The following is a 25,199-nucleotide window of genomic DNA, read 5'->3' on the forward strand; positions in this document are numbered from 1 at the left end:
GTCATGCGATCGCATTGCGAAGACCCGGCGTCCGCCGTTACGATGCGGTCGCATTGTAAAACAACCTCGGGGGTATCCGTGTCTGACGGTGTGGTGCGGCTGAGGCCGCCGCGCAACGCGCTCGATCGCCGGGCGATCGGCTGGTGGCGCACGCAGTGGGCGCTCGTGTTCGGCCCGGCCGTGCTCGTGCTCGCCCTGCTCGGCGTGCTGATCCCGCCCGCCGCGTGCTGGCTGCTCGGCCCGGCCGCCGTGCTCGCGGTGCTCGGCGTGGCCTGGTGCGCGGTCCTGCCGGTCTGGTGGTTCGGCCTGCACCGCTGGGAGATCACCGGCACCGCCGTCTACGTCCGGTCGGGCTTCCTCTGGCAGGAGTGGCGGGTGGCGCCGCTCTCGCGCGTCCAGACCGTCGACACGCTGCGCGGGCCGCTGCAGCAGCGCTTCGGGCTCGCCACGGTCACCGTGACCACGGCGTCGGCGCGCGGCGCGGTCAAGCTCCGTGGGCTCGACGCGCAGGTCGCCGCGGACGTCGCCGAGCGGCTGACCGACCGCACCGAAGCCACGCCCGGGGACGCGACGTGAGCGAGTGGCGCCGGCTCGACCGGCGCACCCTCGGCGTCACCGCGCTCGTCACGGCGGGGATCGCCGTCTCGGCGGGCGTCCCGATCGCGATCGGGGCGTGGTCACTGTGGCCGGTCCCGGCGGCCGTCCTCTTCGTCGGGGCCGGCGTGCTCGCCGACTTCGTCCGCTGGCGGTTCACCCGGTACCGCTGCACGCCCGAGCGGCTGGAGCTCGAGTTCCGGTTCCTCGCCCACACGCGCAAGTCCTCGCCGCGCGAACGGATCCGCACCGTTGACCTGACGGCCCACCCGCTGCACCGCGTGTTCGGCGTCGCGGTGCTGACCATCGGCACCGGGCAGCGGGCCGAGATCGCGCTCGGCCCGTTGGCCAGGGCGGACGCCGAAGCGCTGCGCACCGAGCTGCTGCACCGCGTCCCGGCCACCGAGCGCACCGACGGCTCGCTGGCGAGCCTCGACCCGCGCTGGATCCGGTACGCGCCGGTCTCGTTCGTCGCGCCGGCGCTCGGCCTGTCCGCGTTCGGCGCGCTGTTCAAGGTCGCGGACTGGTTCGGGGCCGGCGGCGGCCTGCTGAACTGGCTGCTGGACCGCTTCGGCGACCTCCCGCTCGCCGCCAGCGTCCTGCTCCTGCTGGTCCTGGCGGTCGTCCTCGGCGTGGCCGGCGCCGCGGGCCTGTTCGCCGAGATGTGGTGGCACTACCGGCTGGACCGCGAACCCGGCGGCACCCTGCGCGTCCGCCGCGGCCTGCTGACGACCCGGTCGGTCACCCTCGAGGAGCGGCGCCTGCGCGGGGTCGAGCTCGTCGAGCCGCTCGGGGCCCGGCTCGCCGGCGCCGCACGCGTCGACGCCATCGCCACCGGCGTGAAGCGCGACGACGACAAGACCGAATCCAAGACGCTGCTACCGGCGGCCCCGCGGGCGGTGGCCGTGGCCGTCGCCGCGCGGGTGCTGGGCGAGCCCGCCACGGACGTCCCGCTGGTGGCGCACCCGCGGGCCGCCCGTGGCCGCCGGCTGCGCTGGGCCCTGCTGACCGCGCTGGTGCCGGTGCTGGCCCTGCTGGTGCTCGGCGCCTTGCTCACCGACGTCCTGCTCGTGCTGGGCGGGGCCCTCGCCGTCGTCGCGCTGCCCGTGGCGGTCCTGCTCGCCGTGGACGCCCACCGCGGCCTCGGGCACGGCGCGCGCGGCCGCTACCTGGTGCTGCGCGCGGGCACGGTCCGGCGCAGCACGGCGGTGCTGGCGCGGGACGGGGTGATCGGCTGGACCGTGAAGCAGTCGGTGTTCCAGCGCCGCCGCGGGCTCGCGACCTTCACCGCGACCACGGCGGCGGGCACGGGCGCCTACTCGATCTTCGACGCCGACGCCGGCGAAGGACTCGAGTTCGCGGCGGCGGCGGTCCCGGGGATCCTGGCGCCGTTCGCTTCGGTACCCGCCGAAGCGTCGCGGACCTAGGTTCGGGGGCATGGACGAATTCCGTGCCCTGCACGTCCCCGGGTCCCCGCTGCTGCTGCCGAACGCGTGGGAGTTCGGCGTCGGCGCGTTCCTCGCCGCGCAGGGCTTCCGCGCGCTCGGCACGACGAGCCTCGGCGTGTCCGCGGCGGCGGGGGAACCGGACGGCGCGCCGTCGACGCGGGCCGCGACCGTCGCCCTCGCCGCCCGGCTGACCCGGCTGGACGCGCTGGTGAGCGTCGACATCGCCGACGGCTTCAGCGCGGACCCGGCCGCCGTCGCCGACCTGGCCGGAGAACTGGCCGCCGCCGGTGCCGTCGGCGTCAACCTCGAAGACGGCCGCGCGGACGGTTCGCCGGCGCCCGTCGACGTCCAGTGCGCGCTGGTCACGGCCGTGAAGGAGCGCGTGCCGGGGCTGTTCGTCAACGCGCGGACGGACACGCACTGGGCGGGCGACCGGTCGATCGCCGAAGCCGAGCGGCGGGTGCGGGCGTACGCGGGCGCGGGCGCGGACGGCGTGTTCGTGCCCGGCCTCGCCGAGCCGGCCGACGTCGAGCGGATCGTCGCCGCCGGGCTCCCGCTCAACCTGCTGTTCCTGCCCGGGAAGGTCACCGCGGCCGGCTTGGCCGAGCTGGGCGTCGCGCGGATCAGCCTCGGCTCGCTGCCGTACCGGATGGCCCTCGCGGCCGCCGCCGAAACCGCGCTGGCCGTGCGCGACGGCCGTGACCTGCCGCTGAGCCCGCCGTCCTACGCCGAGGTCACCGCGCTGCTGCCGTAATCGGCTTGCCCCTTTCTGCTTGAGTCGGAGGCATGCGTGCCTTCGGAACCGACTTCGCCGTCCCGCCCGGCTACCTGAACACGCCCAGCGTGGGCATCCCGCCCGCGCCGGTGGCCGAAGCCGTCGCGGAGTCGGTCGAGCGGTGGCGGACCGGCGCGACCCGCCCGGGCGAGTTCGACCCGTACGTCACGCGCTCGCGGGCCGGGTTCGCGCGGCTGCTCGGCGTCGACGCCGAGCGGGTCGCGATCGGGGCGTCGGCCTCGCAGCTCATCGCCAACGTCGCCGCGGCCCTGCCCGCCGGCACCCGCGTCCTCGCCGCCGAGGGCGACTTCACCAGCGTCACGTTCCCGTTCGCGGCGAACCCGGGCGTCACGGTGACCGAAGTGCCGCTGGAGCGGCTGGCCGGGCGGGTCGAGGGCCACGACGTCGTGGCGGTGAGCGTCGTCCAGTCCGCCGACGGCCGGATCGCCGACCTCCCGGCCCTGCGCGCGGCGGCCGAGGCCGCCGGGGCGGCGGTGCTGCTGGACGCCACGCAGGCGGTGGGCTGGCTGCCCCTGGACGTCGCCTGGGCCGACTGGGTGGTCGCGGCGGGGTACAAGTGGCTGCTTTCGCCCCGCGGCAGCGCGTGGCTCTACGTGCGGCCGGACGCGCACGAGCGCACCCGGCCGGTCGCGGCGAACTGGTACGCGGGGGAGGACCCGTGGACCACCGTCTACGGCCTCCCGCTGCGCCTGGCCGGCGATGCGCGGGCGTTCGACCTCTCGCCGGTGTGGCTGGCCCAGGTCGGCGCCGCGGCGGCGCTGGAGTACCTCGATGGGGTGGACTTGGCGCAGGTCCGCGCGCACAACACCGGGCTCGCCGACGCGCTGCTGGAGAAGCTCGGGCTGACCCCGCGCGGCACCGCGATCGTGGCGCTCGACGCCGATCCCGGGCGGCTGGCCTCGGCCGGGATCGCGGCGAGCGTCCGCGGCGGCCGGGTGCGGGTCGGCTTCCACCTCTACAACACCGTTGACGACGTCGAACGCGTTTTACACGCATTCGAGTGAACGCCGCGCGGGCGGTGAACTACCGTATGGCCCCGTGGTTGGTGCTCGTTTCACCCCAGGCCCGTCCGACACGGCCCCGCTGGGCGCGGTGCCCCCGCAGCCCCGCCCCCCGGCGCCGGGGCCGCCGGCGCGCGACACCCGGTCCCTGCTGCTCAGGGGCGCCGGGCTGGTCGCGATCGCCGTCGTCGCCGGGCTGCTGTGGTTCCTGATCAGGCACGACTCGACGCCGGACGAGCCGGTCGCGCAGCCGCCGTCCCCGAGCACGGGGGCCTACCAGTTCACCAAGGTCGCCGGCCCGGAGCGCTCGGACGACTGCCCGGCGACCTCCTACGGCAAGACCAAGGAGTTCTTCCAGGACAACCCGTGCCAGTCGCTGGTCCGCGCGCTGTACACGACCGAGACGGGCGGGCAGAAGGCCCTGGTCTCGGTGGTCGTGGTCGGCATGCCGGACTCGTCGAAGGCCAAGGCGCTCAAGGCGCTGACCGAGCAGGACGGTACCGGCAACGTCACGGACCTGGTGCGCGACAAGACCTTCGCCGGCACCGGAACCCCGAGCGTGAGCGGCAAGAACTCGGCGTACGCCTCGAAGGTCGACGGCACGAACACGGTGATCGTGCTCGCCGACTTCTACGAGAAGCACACCGACAAGGCCCTGATCGAGAAGATCGCCGACGACGCCCTGCGCCTGTCGGCGGACCTCCACTCCTGAGCTAGCCGGCCTGGCCCGGCATCGCGATCGCCGTCGGCTTCTCGCCCGCCTCCGAACGCCACGGGGTGCCGCGGCGGGAGGCCGCGACCAGCGCGTGCAGCGCCGTCGTCCGCAAGCCGGCGTCGTCGGTGTGGTTCACCACCGCCAGCCACGCCGACGCGCAGTCCGCCTCGGCCGTCGCGACGACCTGGGACGCCGACTTCGTGTCCGTCACCGGGTTCTTCGGCACGTACGCGGCTTCGGGCGCGACCGGGGTCGCCCCCGACGCCGCCAGCGTCGTCTGCAGGTAGTCCCGGCGCAGGGCGTGCTCCGCCGCGCCGCTCTTCTCGCCGTCGCCGAAGTCGGCCGGCAGGAACGCGCCGACCAGGCCGTACACCCAGACGGCGGCGTGCTCGGCGGCCAGCGCGGTCTGCAGCGGGTCCACCGCTTCCGCGGGCACCGCGCCCCCGGGTGCGACACCCACCTTCGGCGCGTCCTCGCCCGGGCCCAGCGCGGGGTCGATGCGCTGCAGCGCCGCGCAGCCCGCCGCCACCGCGGCGACCAGCCCGGCGCGGTAGCGCGGCAGGCCCCCGACGAGGTCTTCGGCCTGCTTGCGGGCCGCCGCCAGCCGGTCCTTGAGGTCGCCCAGCGCCGCCGGAGCGGGCGGGGCGGCCGACGACGAGGGTTTCGGCCGGTTCAAGCGGTCCACTTCGGACTTGAGCGCGGCCGCGTGCGCCGCACGGGCGGCGGCGAGCTGCCCGGCGGCGTCGTCGCCCTTGGCGAGGGCCTTGGCGGCCGCGGCGTCCGCGTCGGCGGCGGCCAGCAGCGGCTGCAGCGGGTCGGGGGTTTCGTCGTAGCCGGGCCCGCAAGCGGCGAGCGGGACGGCCAGCACGGCCAGCGCCCCCGCGCGGAGGGCGGCACGACGGGTCAGGTCGGTCGGTCTTCCGGTCACGTCGGCCCATCCTGCCAGGCCCCCGGCCGCCCCCGCCGCTCGCGCGGCCCGAGCGGGCGACCGGATAAGCTGGTCCACCACCGACCCGACCACCCAGTCCGAACAAGGAGACCCCCACGTGCCAGGAGAACTCGCCAGCCGGCTCCAGCCGATAGTGGCCGAAGCCGTCACCGCCGCGGGTTTCGACCTCGATTCGTTCGAGGTGCAGCAGGCCGGCCGGCGGCAGCTGGTCAAGGTCGTCGTCGACGCCGACGACGGGGTCGGGCTGGACGAGGTCGCCGAGGTCAGCCGCAAGGTGTCGGCGGCGCTCGACGAAAACGACCACGTGCTGGCGAGCGCCTACACGCTGGAGGTCACTTCACCGGGGCTCGACCGCCCGCTCACCCAGGCCCGGCACTGGCGGCGCGCGCGGTACCGGCTGGTGAAGATCACCCCGGCCGACGGCACGGCCTTCATCGGCCGGGTCGGCCACGCGGGCGCGGACGCCGCCCGCGTCCTCGAAGGCGGCAAGTTCCGCGACGTCCGCTACGCCGACGTGGCGAAGGCGGTCGTGGAGATCGAGTTCAAGCAGCCGCCCGCCGAGGACCTGAAACTGCTCGAAGACGACGCGTCCGGCATGATCGCCGCCGAGACGGAGAAGGGGTCGAAGTGAACGTCGACATCGCCGCGCTGCGGGCGATCGAACGGGACAAGGACATCCCCTTCGAAACGGTGATCGAGGCCATCGAAACGGCCTTGCTCACCGCGTACAAGCACACCGAGGGGCACCAGCCGCACGCCCGCATCGACATCGACAAGAAGAGCGGCCTGGTCCGCGTGCTCGCGCACACGCTGACCCACGACGGCCAGGTCGACGAGGAGTGGGACGACACCCCGGAGGGGTTCGGCCGGATCGCCGCCACCACCGCGCGCCAGGTCATCCTGCAGCGGCTGCGCGACGCCGAGCACGAGAAGACCTTCGGCGAGTTCTCCACCAAGGAGGGCGAGATCGTCGCCGGCGTGATCCAGCGCGACGCCCGCGCCAACGCCCGCGGCATGGTCGTGGTCCAGGTGGGCGACACCGAGGGCGTGCTGCCGTCGGCCGAGCAGGTCGCGGGGGAGTCCTACGAGCACGGCAGCCGGATCAAGGCGTACGTGGTCACCGTTTCGCGCGGCAACCGCGGCCCGCAGATCACGCTCTCGCGCTCGCACCCCAACCTGGTGCGCAAGCTGTTCGCGCTCGAGGTGCCGGAGATCGCCGACGGGACCGTCGAGATCGCCGCCATCGCGCGCGAACCGGGGCACCGCACGAAGATCGCGGTCAAGTCCACCGTGGCGGGCGTCAACGCCAAGGGCGCCTGCATCGGCCCGGTCGGCGCGCGCGTGCGCAACGTGATGAGCGAGCTGGCCGGTGAGAAGATCGACATCATCGACTTCTCGGAGGATCCGGCCCGCTTCGTCGGGAATGCGCTGTCGCCCGCCAAGGTTGTATCGGTCCGAGTGGTGGACGAGCGGGCGAAGACCGCCCGCGTCGTGGTGCCGGACTTCCAGCTGTCGCTGGCGATCGGCAAGGAGGGCCAGAACGCCCGGCTTGCCGCCCGTCTGACCGGCTGGCGGATCGACATCCGCAGCGACGCCGCACCGGCCGACGACGAGGGTGATCAAGACCACGCCGGTCCGACGCGGCCCGCCGCGACAACCGGTTCGGCTGAGTGAAGGTCGAAGCGCTAGACTCAGGAGCGGTTCAACGCCCGCGGCGGGTAGCCGAGCACCAGCCCCACCGGATTTCCCCGGTGCGGACTTGTGTCGGCTGCAAGCGGCGGGCCTTGATCGGTGAGCTGCTGCGCGTGGTCGCGGTGGCCGGGCGGGTGGTCGTCGACGAACGTCGGCGGCTGCCGGGCCGGGGGGCTTGGCTGCACCCCGACCCGGACTGCCTGGCCAAGGCCGAACGGCGGCGGGCCTTCCCCAGAGCCCTGCGGGCGACGGGGGCGCTCGACGCCCGCGAGGTCCGCGAGCACGTCGGGCTCACCACTCCGCACCACGAAACCGGGATGCTCCCGGGTTCGCGAGGAATCAAGGAAGCAGGTCGACCCGTCATGAGTCAGCCGTGAAGCTGAAGCCATGAGCGTCAGACAATAAGGACGAGGTCAGCGGGTATCCGCCTGGCCTCCCCTAGATGAGGAGAGTTGTGCCAGGCAAGGCCCGCGTACACGAGCTCGCGAAGGAGCTCGGCATCACCAGCAAGGACGTTCTCGCGAAGTTGAAGGAACAGGGCGAGTTCGTCAAGTCCGCGTCATCCACGGTCGAGGCGCCCGTCGCCCGCCGTCTCCGCGACGCGTACGCCCCCAAGGGCGCCAAGAAGCCCACCCCGGGCCCGTCGGCGCGCCCCGGCCCGCCGGCCAAGCCCGCCGCCCCGAAGCCCCCCGCGCCTGCCCAGCAGGCTCCGGCGGCCAAGGAGGCTCCGGCTCCGGCCGCGTCGGCTCCGGCCGCGCCCCAGCAGCAGGCGCCCGCGGCGTCGAAGCCGGCTTCGCCGGGGCAGCGCCCCGGTCCGCGGCCCGGCCCGCGCCCGGCGACGCCCGCACCCCAGCAGCAGGTCCCGGCCGCGAAGGCCGAAGCTCCTGCCGCGCCCCAGCAGGACACCCCCGCCGCGCCGCCCGCACCGGGCACCGGCTCGGTCGTCCCGCCGAAGCCGCAGGGCCCCAAGCCCGGCGGCCCCAAGCCCGGTCCGCGCACCCCGCGGGTCGGCAACAACCCCTTCGGCGTCGGTTCCGGCGCTCCGCCGCGCCCGCAGGGCCCGCGCCCCGGTGGCGGCCCCGGCCAGGGCGGCGACAACCGTCCGCCGCGGCCCGGTGGCGGCCAGGGCTCGGGTGACCGCCCGGCCCCGCGGCCCGGTGGCGGCGCAGGTGGCAACCGGCCGAGCCCGGGCAACATGCCCCCGCGGCCGAACCCCGGCATGATGCCGGGCCGCACGCAGCGTCCCGCCGGTCCCGGTGGCGGCGCTCGTGGTGGCCCCGGTGGCGGTGCCCGTGGTGGCCCCGGTGGCGGTGCCCGTGGCGGTCCCGGTGGTGGCGGCGGCGGTTTCCGCGGCGGTCCCGGTGGCGGCGGCGGTGGCGGTGGCTTCCGCGGTGGTCCCGGTGGCGGCGGCGGTGGCGGCGGCTTCCGTCCGGGTGGCGGTGGCGGCACCGGTGCCCCGGCGGGCGGCGGCGGTTTCCGTGGCGGCGGCGGTGGCCGTGGCGGCCCCGGTGGCCGTGGCGGCACGGCGGGTGCCTTCGGGCGTCCGGGTGGTCCCTCGCGCAAGGGTCGCAAGTCGAAGCGGCAGAAGCGCCAGGAGTACATGGACAACATGCAGGCGCCCAGCGTCGGCGGCGTCCGCCTGCCCAAGGGGCAGGGCGAGACGATCCGGCTGCCGCGGGGTGCTTCGCTGACCGACTTCGCCGAGAAGATCGACGCCAACCCGGCTTCGCTGGTGCAGGTGCTCTTCCACCTCGGCGAGATGGTCACCGCGACGCAGTCCGTGTCGGACGACATCCTCGAGCTGCTCGGCGGCGAAATGAACTACACGGTTCAGGTCGTCAGCCCCGAGGAAGAAGACCGCGAGCTGCTGGAGACCTTCGACATCACCTACGGCGACGACGCCGGTGGCGAAGAGGATCTGCAGGTCAGGCCGCCGGTCGTGACCATCATGGGTCACGTCGACCACGGTAAGACCCGACTGCTCGACACGATCCGGAAGACGAAGGTCCGCGAGAGCGAGGCCGGCGGCATCACGCAGCACATCGGTGCGTACCAGATCGAGACCGAGCTCGAGGGCAACCCGCGCCTGATCACCTTCATCGACACCCCGGGTCACGAGGCGTTCACCGCCATGCGTGCCCGTGGTGCCAACTCGACCGACATCGCGGTGATCGTGGTGGCGGCCGACGACGGTGTGATGCCGCAGACGGTCGAGGCGATCAACCACGCGCAGGCCGCCAAGGCCCCGATCGTGGTCGCGATCAACAAGATCGACAAGGAAGGCGCGAACCCGGACAAGATCCGGCAGCAGCTGACCGAGTACGGCCTGGTCGCCGAGGAGTACGGCGGCGACACGATGTTCGTCGAGATCTCCGCGCGGCAGAACATCAACATCGACGGCCTGCTCGAGGCGATCCTGCTGACCGCCGACGCCGCTCTGGACCTCCGGGCCAACCCGGACATGGAGGCCCAGGGTGTCGCGATCGAGGCGCACCTCGACCGCGGCCGCGGCCCGGTGGCCACCGTCCTGGTCCAGCGCGGCACGCTGCGCGTCGGTGACTCGGTCGTGGCGGGTGACGCCTACGGCCGCGTCCGCCGGATGGTCGACGAGCACAACGTCGACGTGACCGAGGCGCTGCCGTCGCGTCCCGTCCAGGTCATCGGGTTCACCTCGGTGCCGGGTGCGGGCGACACCTTCCTGGTGGTCGACGAGGACCGCGTCGCCCGGCAGATCGCCGAGCGCCGCGCCGCTCGTACGCGCAACGCGCTCAACGCGTCGCGCCGCAAGCGGGTCAGCCTCGAGGACCTCGACTCCGCCTTGAAGGAGACGAACAGCCTCAACCTGATCATCAAGGGTGACAACTCGGGTACGGTCGAGGCCCTCGAAGCCTCGCTGCTCCAGCTGGACGTCGGCGACGAGGTCGAGCTGAACGTGGTCCACCGCGGTGTCGGTGGCGTGACCGAGTCGGACATCGACCTGGCGACCGCGTCCGACGCGATCGTCCTCGGGTTCAACGTCCGCGCCCAGGGCAAGGCGACCGAGCGGGCCACCCGCGAGGGCGTCGACGTCCGGTACTACACGGTCATCTACCAGGCGATCGACGAGATCGAGCAGGCCCTCAAGGGCATGCTCAAGCCGGAGTACGAAGAGGTCGAGCTGGGCCGCGCGGAGGTTCGCGAGGTCTTCAAGTCCTCCAAGATCGGCACGATCGCGGGTTGCCTGGTCATGTCCGGCGAGATCCGGCGCAACGCCCGGGCCCGTCTCCTGCGCGACGGCACCGTCGTCGCGGAGAACCTGCCGATCAGCTCGCTGCGGCGGTTCAAGGACGACGTGGTCGAGGTCCGCGAAGGCTACGAGTGCGGTCTGACGCTCGGTTCGTACGGCGACCTCAAGGTCGGCGACTCGATCGAGACGTACGAGCAGCGCGAGAAGCCCCGCGCGTAACGCGTGAGTTCCCCGGGTGTGCGGTTTCGCACCGCACACCCGGGGTCTTCCCATCCCTACGACACCACCTCAAAACTGCCTATGTTCGTCGGAGCCCTTGAGCTCGACATCCTGCTCGGCGACGTCCATTCGCTGAAGCAGAAGCGATCCGTGGTCCGTCCGGTGCTGGCCGAGGTGCGCAAGCGCTTCGCCGTTTCGGTGGCCGAAGCCGGGCACACCGACCTGCACCGCCGGACCCTCATCGGGGTGGCCGTGGTCGCCGAAGGTGGCGAGCACGTGCGTGACGTGCTCGACTCGTGTGAGCGGTACGTGGCGAGCCGGCCGGAGTTCGAGCTGCTCACCGCCCGCCGCCGGCTGCTCGGTCCAGAAGACTAGGAGAAAGACATGGCTGATCCTGCTCGGGCTCGCAAGCTCGCCAAGCGGATCTCGCAGATCGTGGCGTCCGCGATCGAGCACGAGGTCAAGGACGCCCGGCTGGACTACGTGACCATCACGGACACGAAGGTCACCGGCGACCTGCACGACGCCACGGTGTACTACACGGTGCTCGGCGAGAAGCTGGACTCCGTCCCGGACTTCGCCGGCGCCGCCGCCGCGCTCGAATCGGCGCGCGGGATGCTCCGCTCCAAGGTCGGGCAGGGCACCGGCGTCCGCTACACGCCGACGCTGACGTTCGTCGCGGACACGATCCCGGAAGAGTCGAAGCGGATCGAAGACCTCCTCGCGAAGGCCCGTGAGGCCGACGCGGAGGTCGCCCGCCGCGCGACCGGCGCCCAGCACGCCGGCGAGGCCGACCCGTACAAGGCGCCTCGCGAAGAGAACGAAGACGCCGAAGACGACGAGTTCGCGGAAGAGGAGAGCCGGGGCTGACCCGTGCTTTCCCGCCGCACCCTGCTCGCCGGCAGCGCAGTCGCGCTGCTGGCGGGCTGCTCGCCGTCCGCACCCCCGCCCGGTCCGGCCGCGGTGCCCGTCCCGACCCGCCCGTCCGTGCTGCGCGACCCGGTGACGGTGCAGCGCATGCGGTCGAACGCCCGCGGCACGGACGTCGACCTGGTGCTGATCACCCCGGCCGGGGTCCCGGCGTCGGGGCTGCCGGTGTGCCTGGCCCTGCACGGCCGCGGCGCGCAAGCCCGCACGTTCCTCTCCCTCGGTGTCCCGGACCTGCTGACGGCGGCGGTCCGCGCCGGCACCCCGCCGTTCGCGATCGCGGCGGTCGACGGTGACCACTACTGGGTCGACGTCGGCGAAGGCGACGATCCGCAGCGGATGCTCACCGAGGAGGTCCCGGCCTGGCTGACGGGCCGCGACCTGCTCCCGGCCTCGGCGGTGTTCGGCATCTCGATGGGCGGCTTCGGCGCGCTGCGGTTCGCCCGCGGCCACCCCGATCTGAAGGCGGTGGCGACGGCGAGCGCGGCCCTGTTCGTGGACTGGCCCGATGCCCGCAGTCGCAAGGTGTTCTCCGGTGAGGACAACTGGCGCGCGGAAGAACCCTTGCTGCACACGGCGGATCTCCGCGCGCCCGCGCTCGGCGTCTGGTGCGGCGAGTCGGATCCGTTCCTGGGCGCGGACAAGAAGCTGGTGAAAGCCGTTTCGCCCGCGGTGTCGAAGTTCTCGCCGGGCGGGCACAAGGACGAGTACTGGCGCGGGATCCTGCCGGATGTCCTGGATTTCGTGGGACAGCGGCTACGCTGACGCCCGGGCGAACAGGATCGCTTGCGACACCTTGTTTTCCGGGTTCAGCGACCACTCGGCCTCGACCGAGAACCCGGCCGCGCGCACCCGCCTCGCCAGCCACCACGGCTGCCGGAGGTGGATGTGGACGCGCATCGGGTGCCCGCCGTAGCCCTCGGTCTTCAGCCGGGTCCCGGCGCCGACGTGGTACCCGATCACCAGCAGCCCGCCCGGGCGCAGCACGCGCCGGAAGTGCTCCAGCGCCACCGGGACGTCGTCGTCCGGGACGTGGATCAGCGACCAGGACGCGAGCACGCCCGCCACCGACGCGTCGGGCAGCGCCAGGTCCGTCATCGAGCCCACTTCGAACGCCAGCTCCGGGTGCGCCCGCCGGGCCAGCCCGACCATCGCCGGGGAGAGGTCGACGCCGGACGCGTCGACGCCGAGCGAGGCCAGGTACGCCGTGAAGTGCCCCGGCCCGCAGCCTACGTCCACCGCCGGCCCGTCGACCTCCGCGGCGAACAGCGTCAGGGCGGCCTTGAGGTACGGCTGCTCTTCGAGGGCGCCGGCCACGAACTCGGCGTAGCTCTCGGCGACGGTGTCGTAGGAGGTGCGGGTGTCCGCGAGCCAGTTCACCGCGCGCGCAGCCCGTCGAGGACCATGCCGAGCGCCCGCCGCCAATCCGGGGTGGCGGTCGCCGCGGCGAAGACGATGGCGAGGTCGGGCCCGCGGAAGTCCGCGCGCAGCGCCCCGGCCTCCTGCGCCCGTTCGATGATCCGGTTCATCCGGGAAGCGTTGGCGTGCTTGGCTTTCTCGATCCCCGAGGCCGGGTCGAACGCCCGCGAGCACACTTCGGTGAACCCGCGGTCGGCGACCTGCATGAGCACGCAGCGTTCGAGCAGGAGCACGAAGCCGTCCCAGGGATCGGCGCACCGGAGCGCTTCTTCGGTGATGGCTTCGGCTTCTTCGAGCGTCGGGAGGAAGGCGGCCTCGACGAGGTCGGCCCGGGTGGGGAACCGGTTGTAGAGGGTGCCGATGGCGACCTCGGCCCGCCTCGCGACTTCGTCGAGCGGGGCGTCGACGCCCTTGGCCCCGAAGATTTCCCGCGCGGCGGCGACCAGGGCCTCCCGGTTGCGCCGCGCGTCCGCGCGCAGGGGACGCTCGCCGACGGTCACGCTCCGGAGTATAGCCAAGCCGGACGTCAGTACACGCCCGAGCGGGCTGCCCGGTTGCCTCCTGATCGGAACCTCACAGTGCCCACCGCCGGTGGCGGCCAGGAGCACAATGGGATTCAGCGGGGGCGCAACCCGCACCGAGGCGGTCAGCGAGGGAGGTCGGCGCCATGCACTCCGACCTCTCCCCGGCGGGCCGGACCGGAGTCCTCCTCGTCGGCACCCGCGGGCAGCGGGGCCCGGGGGAGGTGCTGATCAGGATCAGGGGCGGCCTGGAAACCTTCCTTGCCTGGTCCGACACGGAGCTGCCGAAGGGCACGACCGTCCTGGTCGTGGAGACCCGGGGACGGCGCACGGTCGACGTCGTGGCGTGGGACGCCTCGGATCCTGCTTCTCAGTGATCGCGGAAGGACAGCCGTGTTCGGTTATCGCGTTCCGGCCCCCAACGAGGCGATGCTCATCTCCGGGGGCAAGCACAGCCAGGGCACCTCGCCGTTCCGGGTCGTCACCGGCCACGGCGCGTTCGTCATGCCGGTCTTCCGGAAAGTCCGGTTCCTCACGCTTTCCATGTGCGAGGCCGAAGTGACCGAAGTGTGCGTCACGAAACAGGCCATCGCGCTGACGGTCCGGGCGGTGATCGCGTTCAAGGTCGGCAACGACACCGAGAGCATCGTCAACGCCGGGCAGCGCTTCCTCTCCGACCAGGACCAGATGTCCGTGCTGACCGGCCGGATCTTCGCCGGGCACCTGCGGTCCATCATCGGGTCGATGACGGTCGAGGAGATCATCACCGAGCGGCAGAAGCTCGCGACCGAGGTGCTGGACGGCTCGGCGGTCGAGATGGCGAAGATCGGGCTCAGCGTCGACGCGCTGCAGATCCAGTCGATCGACGACATGAAGCTCGGCTACATCGCCGCGATGGCCGCCCCGCACAACGCCGCCATCCAGCGGGACGCCCAGATCGCGCAGGCGGTGGCGAACCAGACCGCGGCGGAGGCGGAGCAGAAGTCCCAGCGGACGCAGGCGGAGTACGCGCGGCAGACGTCGATCGTGCAGGCGCAGTACCGCGCCGAGGTGGACAAGGCGCAAGCGGAGGCGGCGCAGGCCGGCCCGCTCGCGCAGGCGCGGGCGCAGCAGGAGGTCATCGACGCGCGCACCGAGCTGGCCCAGCGCGAGGCGGAGCTGCGTCAGCAGCAGCTGGTGGCCGAGGTCATCAAGCCCGCCGGCGCCGAAGCCGAGCGGATCCGCATCCTGGCGCTGGCCGAGGCGGAGAAGATGCGCGTACAAGCGGAGGCGGCGGCGTCGAACAACCGCGTGGCGCTCGACCGGATGCTCATCGACCAGCTGCCGCAGATCGTCAAGGAAGCGGGCCGCGGGCTGTCCGGCGCGAACGTCAACATCCTCAACGGCGCGGACGGCCTGGGCGAGATGGCCGCGGGACTCGTCGGCCAGGGACTGTCCATCTTGGACTCGGTGAAGCGCGGCCTGAGCACGTCACCGTCGACGCCGGCGGCTCCCGAGGAGAACGGTCAGGTACCGAAGCCGGCCGAGCTCACGCAGTCCTGAGGCGCTTTGTCGACTCAGGAAGCTTTTCGGCTCAGGAGGCGGGTTTCACCGCGACGACCAGGTCGCGCAGGATGGCCTGGTCGACCCGGTGGGCGAACTCCTCCCACGGGCCGCCCTCCCGGACGTCGAGGCCGGCCTTCCGCAGCACCTCGACCAGCTCTTCGCGCGGCAGCACCGTGGTGTTCCACGAGATCCCCAGCGCGCCGCCCGGGCGCAGCACCCGGGTCCACACCGGGACCGCGGCCGCCAGGAGGTCGCGCGGGCTTCGCTGCAGGCCCGCCTCGCGGTGGCTCCCGTGCTGCACGCCGTACGGCGCGTCGGTCACGATCACGTCGAACGAGTTCGCCCGCAGCGCCTCGTCGGTGGTCAGCGTGTCCGCGTTCAGGTACACGAGCCGCCGGGTGTCGCCGGCCTTGTACTCCTCCTTGGACAGCGCGTACTCGATGTCGAGCCGCCGGCCGAGGCGGACCTTGTTCCGGCGCAGCTGGCCCGACTCCGCGGTGTGCTTCACGCGCTTGTTCCGCAGCCACGTCTTGATGAACGCCTCGTACGCCTCGAAGTCCTTGCCGTCGACGTCCAGGCCGGTGGCGTGCAGGCCGTACATCATCGCCTGGTTCAGCGTCGTGCCGCGGCCGCACAGCGGGTCCAGCAGGTACTTCGCCTTCGCGGAGAACGGGTCGGCCGTCGCCATCAGCGTCACGTTCACCAGCAGCTTCGTGAACAGCTCGTTGGTCTTGCCCGCGTACTTCTGGATCGTCAGCAGGTCCGAGTCCGCCTTCGCCAGCGGTGTCACGGTGACCGGGCGCAGGACCCCGTCGCCCAGCTCGAACAGCGCGTACAACGAGGACAGGTTGGACAGCAGCGCGAGGTCGCGCCCGGCCAGCGGGGACGAACTCGTGAAGCGCACGTACCCCACGCCGCCGAGTTCGACCTCGTCGATCGCGGACAGTTCGGCGGCCAAGGCCGCGCCGAAGACCGCCAGCTCGGCGCGCAACAGGGCGGTGGAGGAGGCGGCGTAGACCCGGTTGGCCGACGGGTAGACCAGCATCGCGTACTCAGGCATCCCGCAGAGCGTAGCGTGACGCACCGTGACCCCTACTTCGGCGCAGGACATCCGGGACGCGGTGGCGCTGCTCGCCGCGGCCACCGACGTGACGATCCTCGGCCACGTCCGCCCCGACGCGGACGCGCTGGGCAGCGCGCTCGCCCTCGGCCGGGCCCTCGTGCAGCGGGGCGTCAAGGTGCGCGTCTCCTTCGGCGAGCCCGACGAGGCGCCCGAGACGCTGCGGTGGCTCGACGAAGACGGCCTGCTGACCCACCCGGACGACCTCCCCGCCTCCGAACCGCTGCTGATCTGCGTCGACACGCCGGCGCCGAAGCGGCTGGGCCGGCTCGCCGGGCGCGTCGAAGCCGCCGGTGCCGTGCTGGTGGTCGACCACCACGCCACGAACACCTACTACGGCACCTGCCACGTCGTCGACGAGTCGGCCGAGGCCAGCGCGATCCTGGTGTTCCGCATCCTGGACGCACTGGGCGCCGCGCTGGACGAGCCGATCGCGCGCGGGATCTACGCCGGGATCGTCACCGACACCAGCGGGTTCCGCCGGGCGAGCCCGGAGACGCACCGGATGGCGGCGCGGCTGCTGGAAGCGGGCGTCGACGCCGAAGCGGTCGTGCGGCGGATCGTCGACGAGCGCCCGTTCGCGTGGCTGCCGATGCTGTCGTCCGTGCTGAACGAGGCCCGGCTCGAACCGGAAGCCGCTCAGGGCAAGGGTTTCGTGCACGCGGTGGTGCGGCTCGACGCGGCCGCCACCGTGCGAGGGGAAGAGGTCGAGTCGGTCATCGACGTCATCCGCTCGGTACGCGAAGCCGCCGTCGCCGCCGTGCTCAAACAGGACCCTACCAACCCGGCGCAGTGGCAGATCTCGTTGCGCTCCATCGGGATCGACGTCTCGGCGGTCGCCGCGGAGTTCGGCGGCGGCGGGCACCGCCAGGCCGCGGGCTGCACGATCCCGGGTACCGCCGAGGAGGTCCTCGCGGGACTGCGCGCCGCATTGGACCGGGCGCCGCTGCTCTAGCCAAACCCGGCTGCGGCGGTTCGTGCGGAACGCATCGTCCGTTCAGGAGTTCAGCACTTCGTGCACCGCTCGCCGCAATCGGGGAGCAAACCCCGCCGCGATCACGCGCGATGCTTCGTTCCCAGCCGGTCGTGTCCGGCTGGGAACGAAGGAGGCGCGCATGAGCGAAGCGAAGCCGCTGACCGGGCCGGTGCGGAAAACGGGTCCAGGGTGGACCGCGGGACTGACCGTGCCGCGGGAACACCCCTTCTTCTTCGACCACCCGCTGGACCACGTGCCCGGCTCGCTGACCATCTGCGGCCTGCTCGACCTGGCGGAATCGGTGACCGGGCCGGCGGGCGGGGCCGAGCGGCTGCTGCTCGACCTGCGCTTCCCGGCGATGGGGACGCTGTCCGGCCCGGTCGAACTCGGCCTGGCCCCGGCACCGGGTGTGCCCGGCCAGTGGTCGCTGCTGGCCCAGCAGGCCGACGCGGACATCTGCGCCGGCACCCTGCGCCGGGTCGCGGGCCTCGGCCGCCCGGCCACCGCCCCGCAACCGGGGGACACGCGGGACTCGCTGTGCCCCCAGGACCTCGTCCACCGCGTCGACGAGGACAACATCGTGCTCGGCGTCCCGGCCGACGCCGGGGACGAGGTCACCGCGCCCGCCGTGCCGCCCCGGCCGGGGCACTACCTCGACCACGGTGGTCCCGCTTTCTCGGCGCGCAGCCTGATCGAGTCGAGCCGGCAGTTCTTCACCGTGCTGGAGCACTGGGCGGCGGGCTGGTCCTACGGCACCACGGTGCTGTGGACGGCTTTCCACGCCGACCTGCCGGCGTCCCCGCCGAGCCCGGCGTATTCGTTCCGCTGGGTCCGCGAGCCGGTGAAGCGCAGCAAGCTCGACGTCTCGTTCGACCTGCTGGACGCCGACGGCGTGGTCGCCGGCCGGTTCGACTACGTCGCCGTCACCGTCAGCGCCGCCGCGTACGAGCGGTTCCGCGCCGCCCGCGGCCGCCTGGCCGGGGAGGCCGCCGCGTGATCGGCCTCGTGCGGGTGAACCAGGTTCCCCGGCTCCTGTACTTCGTCATCGTCGGCGGCCTCGGCGCGGGCCTCGTGCTGCGCCTGCTCTCGGCCGCCGACCCGCGGTCCGCGGTGGCCGCCGGGTTCGTGCTGGTCCACCTGGTCTGGATCGTCGCGGAATCCCGGATCACCTTCACCCCCAACGGCACTTCGCCGCCCGACCCGACCGTGCTGCCCTACGGTTTCGCGCGCACGGTGGTCGTCGTCGCCGGCGCGCTCGGCCCGCTGCCGTGGGCCGGGGGCCCGCTGTGGTGGGCGCTGGCGCCCGCCGCGCTGTTCCTGGGCGGGATCGCGTTGCGGCTGCGGGCGATCGGCGAGCTCGGCCGGTTCTACACCCACCGCGTGCTGCGCCACGACGGCCACGAAGTCGTCACCACCGGGCCGTACCGCGCGGTCCGCCACCCGGCCTACACCGGGATGCTGGCGGCCAGCGCCGGGTACACCGCCTACCTGTTCACCGTGCCCGGCGCCGTCGCGCTCGTGGTGCTCGCCGGGGCGCTGGTGTGGCGGATCCGCGTCGAGGAGCGGATGCTCTTCGACGTCCCGGGGTACCCCGCGTTCGCCGCCGGCCGCGCCCGGCTGGTCCCGGGGGTGTGGTGACCGTGGACCTCCTCCACGACGGCCCGCGGCTGACCGACCCCGGCGTCGTCGGGAACAAGTTCGCCCGCCAGGCCGAGCTCCGCGCCGCGGGGTTCGCAGTCCCCGAGTTCTTCTGCGTCCCGGTGGAGGCGTTCGACGCCGCCCTCGCCCGGGTGCCGGGCGGCGAGCCCGTCGCCCGGCGGCGGGCGCTGCTCGGCCACGGCGTACCGGAGCCGCTGGCCGGGACGCTGCTGGCGGCGTTCGACCGGCTCGCCGGCCCGGACGGCGTGGTCGCCGTGCGCGCCTGCGTCGTCGGCGACGGGGAAGACAGCGCGGCCGACCCGTTCGCCGGGATGAGCGACAGCTTCCTCAACGTCGGCCGCGCGGCGCTGCTCGCCCGGGTCGCCGAGTGCTGGGCGTCCGCGTTCACCGACCGGGCGGTGGCCTACCGGCGGCTGCGCGGTGCGGACCCGGGCGCGGCGCGGGTCGCGGTCGGCGTGCAGCGCATGGTGCGGGCGGAACGCTCGTTCGTCGCGTTCAGCCGGGATCCGCGCACCGGGGCCGCGCAGCACCTGATCGCGGCCGCGTACGGGCTGGGCGAAGGCGTCGTCCAGGAACTCGCCGACGTCGACCACTTCGTGCACGACCCCGCGGCCGGCCACGTGTCGCGCACGGTCGTCCCGAAGCACCGCATGGTCGTGCCCGATCCCGCTCGCTCGGGCGCGCCGCTGCTGGCCGGCGTCCCGGTCGGGCTCGTCGCGGCGCCGGTGCTGACCGACGCCGAGGTGCGCGAGATCGGCGTGCTCGCCGAGCGGGTGGCCGAGCACTTCGGTGCCCCGCAGGACATCGAGGGCGCGTTGACGGCGGACGGGACGATCGAACTGGTCCAGGCCCGCCCGATCGTCTTCACCGAGCCGGAGCCGGACCCCGGACCGGCGTCCGACATCATCTGGACCAACCACAACCTGACCGAGAGCTTCCCGGGCGTCACCTGCGCGCTCACCTACTCGCAGGCCCAGGAGTTCTACGAAGTCTGCTTTCGCGGGTTCTACCGCCGGATCGGCGTGCCCGCCCGGCTGCGGCACCGGCACGCCGGCGACCTCGCGCGGATGATCGGGCTGCTCGACGGGCGCGTCTACTACCAGCTCGACGCCTGGTACCGGCTGCACGCGATGATGCCCGGCTGGGGGCTGCTGCGCCCGACCTGGCAGCGGACGCTGGGTCTCTCCGGCGACGAGCTCGACGAGGCGCCGCCGCTGCCGCGCGACGGCCGGCTGCGGACGGTGCGTGCGCTGCCCCGCGCGGTCGCGAGCCTGCTCGGGCACCCGCTCGCCGTGCGCCGGTTCCTGACGTGGTGGGACGACCTCGCCGCGACCACCGGGCCGCTCGACGGCCTCCCGCCGGCGGAACTGGTCCGCCGCTACCGCCGGATCTGGGCGGAGTTCGCCGGGCAGTGGCCGGTCACCCTGCTCAACGGCTACTTCCTGCTCGGCTGCCTGACGCTGACGCAGCGGCTGCTGTCCCGCTGGACCACCGGCGACCCGGCGCTGCTCGTGGGGCTGCTGCCCGGCGGCCCGGAGAACCGCTCGCTGCTGGCCCTGCGCTCGGCGCTGCGGCTGGCCACGCGGTTCCGGCACGACCCGCGGCTGACGGCGGCGCTGGCCGCCGGGACCGACCGGGAGGTGCACGACGGGATTGTCGCCGGCCGCTTCGGGGACGACGTCGCCGAGGCGTTCGCCGAGCACCTGCGCCGGTACGGCGACCGGACCGTGCACGACCTGAAGCTCGAGGTCCGCACGCCGCGCCAGGACCCGTGGCGGCTGATCGGCGTGCTGCGGCCGCTGGTGGCCAGCGGCGAGACCGCCGAGGGCAACCGCGCCGCGGAACGGAACGCCCGCCGTGACGGCGTCCGGCGGCTGCGCCGGGCCTGCTCGAGCCCGGTGCGCCGGATCGCGCTCGGGCTCTGCGTCCGGGTGCTGCGGCGGTTCGTCAAGGCGCGGGAGGACACCCGGTTGTGCCGCAGCCAGCTCTACGGCCTCAGCCGGGACATCCTCTACCGGCTGGGTGACGTCCTGGCCGCCGACGGCCGGCTCGCCGACGCCGGCGACGTCGTGCACCTGCGGGTCGAAGAGGTCCTCGGTGCCGTCGACGGCACCGGAGGCACGGCCGGGCTCGCCGACCTGGCCGCCCGGCGCCGGGCGGAACTCGAAGCGTGGCAAGGGAAACCCGCGCCGCCGGGCTACCTCTCGCCGGACGGACCCGGGCGCGACGCCGCCCGCAGCGGCCCGCCGCCGGGTGACGTCCTGCGGGGACTGGCCTCCAGCCGCGGCGTCGTCCGGGCCCGGGCGGCGGTCGTGCTCGACCCGACCGCCCCGGTCGAGGACTGCCGGGACCGCATCCTCGTCGCCCGCGAGACCGATCCCGGCTGGCTGTACCTGATGACCGCGGCGAAGGGCATCGTCGTCGAACGCGGCAGCCTGCTGTCGCACACCGCGATCACCGGGCGGCTGCTGGGGATCCCGACCGTGGTGGCGGTACCCGGTGCCACCACCGCCATCGCCGACGGCGGGTGGATCGAACTGGACGGCGCGGCCGGCACGGTCCGGCTGCTGCACACCGAGGAGGAGGCGGCGTGAGCGCGCCCGAATTCCCGTTCACCGAAGGTCCCGGGCTCGAACCGCCGGTGGAGTACGGGGAAATCCTCGGTGCCGGCGCGCTGTGCCCGGTGACGCTGGCGGGCGGCAGGCACGCCGTGCTCGTCACGCGGCACGCCGACGTGCGGACCGTGCTCGGCGACCCGCGGTTCAGCCGCGAGGCCCACGGGGCCCTGTTCGACCGGGAGGCCGGGTCGCTCGCGTTGCTGCTGACCGATCCGCCGGTGCACACCCGGCGGCGCCGCACGGTCGCGGCCGGCTTCACGGCGCGGCAGGCCGAGGCCGCGCGCCCGGGACTGGCCGCGCTGGCGGCCGAGCTGGTCGCCGGGCTGCGGGCGCGGGGCACCGAAGCGGAACTCGTCGAGGAGTTCGCGGTGCCGTTCACCCTCGCGGTGATCAGCGACCTGCTCGGGGTGCCGGCTGCGGACCGGGGCCGGTTCCGGCCGTGGGTGAACGCGATGATGTCGCGCGGCCACGCCTCGCCCGAAGAGGTCGCCGAGGGGCACCGCGCGATGCACGAGTACTTCACCGCGCTGGTCGACGAAATCTGGGCGGGGGACACCCGCGACGGCATCATCGCCGACCTCGCCCCGGTGCCCGGCCGGGCGGGGGAGCTCTCGCGCGAGGAAGCGATCGTGATGAGCGCCGGCCTGCTCGTCGCGGGCTACGAGTCGACGAGCAACCAGCTCGCGTCCTGCGTCTACCTGCTGCTCACCGAACGCGCCCGCTGGGAATCCCTGGTGGGCGAACCGGCGGCGCTCGACCGGGCGATCGAGGAGATGCTGCGCTGGACGTCGTTCACCACCGGCGGCGGGACCCCGCACGTGGCCACCGAGGACGTGCGGCTGACCGACCGGCTGGTGCGCCGCGGCGAGGTCGTGGTGCCGCTGACCGACGCGGCGAACCGCGACGCCGAGGTCTTCGCCGACCCGGACCGGCTGGACCTGACCAGGGAGCCCAACCCGCACGTGGCCTTCGGCGCCGGACGGCACCGGTGCCTCGGCGCCGAACTGGCGCGGGCCGAGCTGCAGATCGGCTTGGCGGTCCTGCTGCGCGAACTGCCCGGACTCGAACTCGCGGTGCCCGAAGGGGCGCTGCGCTGGCGGAGGGAGATGCAGGTGAGCGGTGTGTGGGAGCTTCCGGTGCGCTGGGCGGGTGACGCGCGATGAGCGAGCCCGCCGTCCCCGACGTGTACTTCACCGACCGGCAGATCGCGGCGGTCCGGCACGTGGTCGAGCACCGCCTCGGCGGCGAGATCGAACTGGCCTACCTGGCCGGGAGCCTCGCCGTCGGTCTCGGCCACGGGACGTCCGATGTGGACGTCTACGCCGTCGGCGACCACCTGCCCGGCCAGGACCACGGCTACGAGCACGACGGCGTCGTGGTGCACGTGACCAAACTGGACGGTGCGCTGGTGCGCCGGCTGGCCGGGCTCGGCAGCCGGTTCACCGCCACCGGCGCCGACCGGGAGCAGTTCCTGCTCGAGTTCAAGGTGCTGAACGCGCTGGTCCGGCTGACCACCGGGCACCGGGTCAAGGTGGCCCCGGCCTGGCAGGACGCGCTCGCGCCGCTGCGCCGGGACGTCGTGCGGCGGATCCTCGTCGCCCGGCACGCCAACATCTTCGCGGCCTTCGCCGAGGACGTCTGGGGCGCGTTGCTCAGCGGCGACCGCTACACCGCGGCGACGGCGTCCGCGATCGCGCTGGAGAACGCGGCGGAGGCGCTGCTGGCGGCGGCCGACGACCTCTACGTCGGCCCCAAGTTCCTCTTCCGCAGGCTGCGCCGGACCGAGGTGACCGCGCCGTGGGCGGGGGAGCTGTGGCGGCTGCTCAACCAGGTCTTCGACGCCGGGCTCGACGACGTCGAAACCGTTGCGGCGCACCGGCTCCGGGTCGGCAACCTGCTGCTGTCCTGGTGCGTGACCGAGGGCTGGGACAAGCCTCTCGCGGAACTGCCGCCGCCGGCGGCCGCGGAGACGTCGCGGCGCAGCCCCTACTTCGCGCCGGTGCGGTTTTCCGACGGCATCGCGCTGATGAGCGCCGAAGAGGCCTACGCCGTGGACGAATCGGTCGTGGCGGCCTGGCGCGACGCCGACCGGTTCGGCCTCGACGGCGGCGAGCTGTCCCCGGCGCTGCGCGGCCTGCTCGCGATCGGCGCGCTGGACGGTCCCGACCGGCCCGGCGCCGAAGCGCGCAACCCGCGGCTGCCCGCGGATCCGGCGGTGGCCGCGCTGATCCGCGTCCAGCCCGGGTACACGGTGCACCCGCAGGTCGCGCCGGTCGCGCGCCCGTGACCGTCCGGAGTGGACCCGTCGTCGCGGTCGTCGGCGCCGACGGGGCGGGCAAGTCGACGCTGACGGCGCTGCTGGCCGAGCGGCTCACCGCCGCCGGCCACGCGGCGGCCCGCGTCGACCGCTGGGACATCGCCGACGCCGGCCGCTACCCCCACGCGAGCTGCCTGACCGGCGACGTCGCGGTGGCCCGCCGGTGCGCGGCGCTGATGCCGGCCGGGCCCCGGCTGCTGTTCCTGCTGTGGGCTTCGGCGCTGGCCCTCGCCGACCGGCCGGGCGAGCCGGGGGAGATCCTGCTGCTCGACGGCCACTGGCAGAAGCACGCGGCGAGCGAAGTCGCGTACGGCGCCGACGTTTCCTGGGTGGAAGCGGTCGGCGCGGGACTGCCCGTCGCGGACGTCACGGTCTTCCTCCGGATCGCGCCCGAAGACGCGTGGGCGCGCAAGGACGGCAAGCCGGTGCCGTTCGAGTGCGGGATGGACCTGTCCTGCTCACGGGAGAGCTTCCTGGCCCACCAGCGGTCGATCACGGGCACGCTGGACCGCTGGGCGGCCCGGGACGGCTGGCTGGTCCTCGACGCCCGGACCCCGGCGGACCGGCTCGCGGCGCGGCTCGTGCCCCGGGTCCTCGCCTTGGCCGATGGGGAAGCGAGGGAGAGCGCGTGAAGATCGGGCTGTGCGCGTTCCCGACCGACTACGGGATCGCGCCGGGCGCGCTCGCCGTCGCGGCGGAGGAACGCGGCTTCGAGTCGCTGTTCTTCTGCGACCACACGCACATCCCGGTGTCGCGCCGGACGCCGTACCCACCCGGTGGCGAGCTGCCGCGGATGTACCTGCGCTCGCTCGACCTGTTCGGGGCGCTCACGGCGGCCGCGGCGGTGACGGCCACGCTGCGCGTCGGCAGCGGCGTCTGCCTGGTGGTGCAACGGGATCCCATCGTCACGGCCAAGCAGGTCGCCACCCTCGACCTGCTCAGCGGCGGCCGGTTCCTCTTCGGCGTGGGCGCGGGCTGGAACCGCGAGGAGATGGCCCACCACGGCACGGACCCGCGGACCCGGATGCGGCTGCTCGGCGAACGCGTCCGCGCGATGCGGGCGATCTGGACCGAGGACGAGGCCGAGTTCCACGGCGAGTTCGTCGACTTCGACCCGCTGTGGTCGTGGCCGAAACCCCGCCGCGTCCCGCCGGTGCTGGTCGGCGGCATGGGCCCGGGCGTGGAGGACCGAATCCTGGCCTGGGGCGACGGCTGGCTGGCCCAGAACGTGACCGCGGACACGATCGATGCCTTCGCCGCCCGCCTCGGCCGGTTGCGGGAGCGGGCGCCGGTGCCGGTGACCTTGTTCAACGCGTCGGCCGACCCGGCGATGCTGGCCCGCTACGCCGAGCTGGGCCTGGAGCGCGTGCTGCTCCTGGTACCGGACGCGGGCGCCGACGTCGTGCTCCCGCACCTGGACCGCTTGGCGCCGCTGGTGGCGTGATCGGCGTCGGATG

Annotated in this window: 26 protein-coding genes; 22 read left to right on the top strand and 4 right to left on the bottom strand. The window is 73.7% G+C overall.

What is annotated here, in order from left to right:
• The first annotated feature begins 78 nt into the window (after positions 1 to 78).
• The 5 genes from ACLJQM_RS32665 (at position 79) to ACLJQM_RS32685 (ending at position 4,551) form a co-directional block, all read left to right on the top strand.
• Positions 79 to 576 (top strand): PH domain-containing protein, encoded by a 498-nt coding sequence (locus ACLJQM_RS32665; protein WP_410634183.1) that lies wholly within the window; start codon positions 79 to 81, stop codon positions 574 to 576.
• A complete protein-coding gene (locus ACLJQM_RS32670; RefSeq protein ID WP_410634184.1) occupies positions 573 to 2,021 on the top strand; it encodes a PH domain-containing protein in 1,449 nt (482 codons plus the stop codon). Before ACLJQM_RS32665 ends, ACLJQM_RS32670 begins: the two co-directional genes overlap by 4 nt.
• Before the next feature lie 10 nt (positions 2,022 to 2,031).
• The gene (locus tag ACLJQM_RS32675) at positions 2,032 to 2,796 is read left to right on the top strand and encodes an isocitrate lyase/phosphoenolpyruvate mutase family protein (RefSeq protein ID WP_410634185.1); all 765 of its coding nucleotides are present in this window, start codon (positions 2,032 to 2,034) and stop codon (positions 2,794 to 2,796) included.
• 32 nt (positions 2,797 to 2,828) lie between these two features.
• A complete protein-coding gene (locus tag ACLJQM_RS32680; protein WP_410634186.1) occupies positions 2,829 to 3,842 on the top strand; it encodes an aminotransferase class V-fold PLP-dependent enzyme in 1,014 nt (337 codons plus the stop codon).
• Between the two features lie 88 nt (positions 3,843 to 3,930).
• Entirely contained in the window at positions 3,931 to 4,551 is a 621-nt protein-coding gene (locus ACLJQM_RS32685; RefSeq protein WP_360770374.1) for a hypothetical protein, read from the top strand.
• Between the two features lies 1 nt (position 4,552).
• Here the strand turns inward: ACLJQM_RS32685 and ACLJQM_RS32690 are convergent, their stop codons facing one another.
• Positions 4,553 to 5,482: a ferritin-like domain-containing protein gene (locus ACLJQM_RS32690; RefSeq protein WP_360769939.1), complete on the bottom strand. Its 930-nt coding sequence runs from the start codon at positions 5,480 to 5,482 to the stop codon at positions 4,553 to 4,555.
• A 118-nt stretch (positions 5,483 to 5,600) separates the two neighbouring features.
• Here ACLJQM_RS32690 and rimP point away from each other — a divergent pair, with 118 nt between their 5' ends.
• From rimP to ACLJQM_RS32725, 7 genes are all read left to right on the top strand, one after another.
• Complete coding sequence (gene rimP / locus ACLJQM_RS32695; RefSeq protein WP_247021058.1) at positions 5,601 to 6,134, top strand: ribosome maturation factor RimP; 534 nt, start codon at positions 5,601 to 5,603, stop codon at positions 6,132 to 6,134.
• The gene (gene nusA / locus ACLJQM_RS32700; RefSeq protein WP_247021060.1) at positions 6,131 to 7,177 is read left to right on the top strand and encodes a transcription termination factor NusA; all 1,047 of its coding nucleotides are present in this window, start codon (positions 6,131 to 6,133) and stop codon (positions 7,175 to 7,177) included. The genes rimP and nusA overlap by 4 nt, the downstream gene beginning before the upstream one ends.
• Before the next feature lie 77 nt (positions 7,178 to 7,254).
• Complete coding sequence (locus ACLJQM_RS32705; RefSeq protein WP_410634187.1) at positions 7,255 to 7,572, top strand: YlxR family protein; 318 nt, start codon at positions 7,255 to 7,257, stop codon at positions 7,570 to 7,572.
• A 77-nt stretch (positions 7,573 to 7,649) separates the two neighbouring features.
• Entirely contained in the window at positions 7,650 to 10,640 is a 2,991-nt protein-coding gene (gene infB / locus ACLJQM_RS32710; RefSeq protein ID WP_247021064.1) for a translation initiation factor IF-2, read from the top strand.
• An 81-nt stretch (positions 10,641 to 10,721) separates the two neighbouring features.
• Complete coding sequence (locus tag ACLJQM_RS32715) at positions 10,722 to 11,015, top strand: DUF503 domain-containing protein (protein ID WP_155545954.1); 294 nt, start codon at positions 10,722 to 10,724, stop codon at positions 11,013 to 11,015.
• A gap of 9 nt (positions 11,016 to 11,024) precedes the next feature.
• Positions 11,025 to 11,510 carry a 30S ribosome-binding factor RbfA gene (gene rbfA, locus ACLJQM_RS32720; protein WP_247021066.1) on the top strand — a complete coding sequence of 162 codons (486 nt, stop codon included), beginning with the start codon at positions 11,025 to 11,027 and terminating at the stop codon, positions 11,508 to 11,510.
• 3 nt (positions 11,511 to 11,513) lie between these two features.
• Positions 11,514 to 12,332 (top strand): alpha/beta hydrolase, encoded by an 819-nt coding sequence (locus ACLJQM_RS32725; RefSeq protein ID WP_410634188.1) that lies wholly within the window; start codon positions 11,514 to 11,516, stop codon positions 12,330 to 12,332.
• Here ACLJQM_RS32725 and ACLJQM_RS32730 read toward each other — a convergent pair.
• Together ACLJQM_RS32730 and ACLJQM_RS32735 are read right to left on the bottom strand one after the other, a co-directional pair.
• Positions 12,324 to 12,947 (bottom strand): class I SAM-dependent methyltransferase, encoded by a 624-nt coding sequence (locus tag ACLJQM_RS32730; RefSeq protein ID WP_410634189.1) that lies wholly within the window; start codon positions 12,945 to 12,947, stop codon positions 12,324 to 12,326. The two genes, ACLJQM_RS32725 and ACLJQM_RS32730, sit on opposite strands and share 9 nt — an antisense overlap.
• A complete protein-coding gene (locus ACLJQM_RS32735) occupies positions 12,944 to 13,486 on the bottom strand; it encodes a TetR/AcrR family transcriptional regulator (protein ID WP_410634190.1) in 543 nt (180 codons plus the stop codon). Before ACLJQM_RS32735 ends, ACLJQM_RS32730 begins: the two co-directional genes overlap by 4 nt.
• Before the next feature lie 167 nt (positions 13,487 to 13,653).
• On the opposite strand from ACLJQM_RS32735, the gene ACLJQM_RS32740 reads away from it, so the two are divergent.
• Positions 13,654 to 13,884 (top strand): hypothetical protein, encoded by a 231-nt coding sequence (locus ACLJQM_RS32740; RefSeq protein WP_247021075.1) that lies wholly within the window; start codon positions 13,654 to 13,656, stop codon positions 13,882 to 13,884.
• A gap of 16 nt (positions 13,885 to 13,900) precedes the next feature.
• Complete coding sequence (locus tag ACLJQM_RS32745) at positions 13,901 to 15,049, top strand: flotillin family protein (RefSeq protein WP_410634191.1); 1,149 nt, start codon at positions 13,901 to 13,903, stop codon at positions 15,047 to 15,049.
• A gap of 31 nt (positions 15,050 to 15,080) precedes the next feature.
• Here ACLJQM_RS32745 and ACLJQM_RS32750 read toward each other — a convergent pair whose 3' ends face one another.
• The gene (locus ACLJQM_RS32750) at positions 15,081 to 16,112 is read right to left on the bottom strand and encodes a TRM11 family SAM-dependent methyltransferase (RefSeq protein WP_247021081.1); all 1,032 of its coding nucleotides are present in this window, start codon (positions 16,110 to 16,112) and stop codon (positions 15,081 to 15,083) included.
• A gap of 25 nt (positions 16,113 to 16,137) precedes the next feature.
• Between ACLJQM_RS32750 and ACLJQM_RS32755 the strand changes: the two genes are divergently transcribed.
• The 8 genes from ACLJQM_RS32755 (at position 16,138) to ACLJQM_RS32790 (ending at position 25,186) form a co-directional block, all read left to right on the top strand.
• Positions 16,138 to 17,127, top strand: coding sequence for a DHH family phosphoesterase (locus ACLJQM_RS32755; RefSeq protein WP_410634192.1), 990 nt, complete (start codon positions 16,138 to 16,140; stop codon positions 17,125 to 17,127).
• Positions 17,128 to 17,287: 160 nt separating this feature from the next.
• Positions 17,288 to 18,145, top strand: a complete 858-nt coding sequence (locus ACLJQM_RS32760) for a hypothetical protein (RefSeq protein WP_360769961.1) — start codon at positions 17,288 to 17,290, stop codon at positions 18,143 to 18,145.
• Complete coding sequence (locus ACLJQM_RS32765) at positions 18,142 to 18,786, top strand: methyltransferase family protein (protein ID WP_360769964.1); 645 nt, start codon at positions 18,142 to 18,144, stop codon at positions 18,784 to 18,786. Before ACLJQM_RS32760 ends, ACLJQM_RS32765 begins: the two co-directional genes overlap by 4 nt.
• Before the next feature lie 2 nt (positions 18,787 to 18,788).
• Entirely contained in the window at positions 18,789 to 21,401 is a 2,613-nt protein-coding gene (locus tag ACLJQM_RS32770) for a PEP/pyruvate-binding domain-containing protein (RefSeq protein ID WP_410634194.1), read from the top strand.
• Positions 21,398 to 22,588 carry a cytochrome P450 gene (locus tag ACLJQM_RS32775; protein ID WP_410634196.1) on the top strand — a complete coding sequence of 397 codons (1,191 nt, stop codon included), beginning with the start codon at positions 21,398 to 21,400 and terminating at the stop codon, positions 22,586 to 22,588. The genes ACLJQM_RS32770 and ACLJQM_RS32775 overlap by 4 nt, the downstream gene beginning before the upstream one ends.
• The gene (locus ACLJQM_RS32780) at positions 22,585 to 23,712 is read left to right on the top strand and encodes a hypothetical protein (RefSeq protein WP_410634198.1); all 1,128 of its coding nucleotides are present in this window, start codon (positions 22,585 to 22,587) and stop codon (positions 23,710 to 23,712) included. Before ACLJQM_RS32775 ends, ACLJQM_RS32780 begins: the two co-directional genes overlap by 4 nt.
• Entirely contained in the window at positions 23,709 to 24,374 is a 666-nt protein-coding gene (locus ACLJQM_RS32785; RefSeq protein WP_410634200.1) for a thymidylate kinase, read from the top strand. The genes ACLJQM_RS32780 and ACLJQM_RS32785 overlap by 4 nt, the downstream gene beginning before the upstream one ends.
• The gene (locus ACLJQM_RS32790; RefSeq protein ID WP_410634202.1) at positions 24,371 to 25,186 is read left to right on the top strand and encodes an LLM class F420-dependent oxidoreductase; all 816 of its coding nucleotides are present in this window, start codon (positions 24,371 to 24,373) and stop codon (positions 25,184 to 25,186) included. The genes ACLJQM_RS32785 and ACLJQM_RS32790 overlap by 4 nt, the downstream gene beginning before the upstream one ends.
• The last annotated feature ends 13 nt before the right edge of the window (positions 25,187 to 25,199 follow it).

The sequence above is a fragment of the Amycolatopsis sp. cmx-4-83 genome (assembly GCF_046548815.1).
GTDB lineage: Bacteria > Actinomycetota > Actinomycetes > Mycobacteriales > Pseudonocardiaceae > Amycolatopsis > Amycolatopsis pretoriensis_A.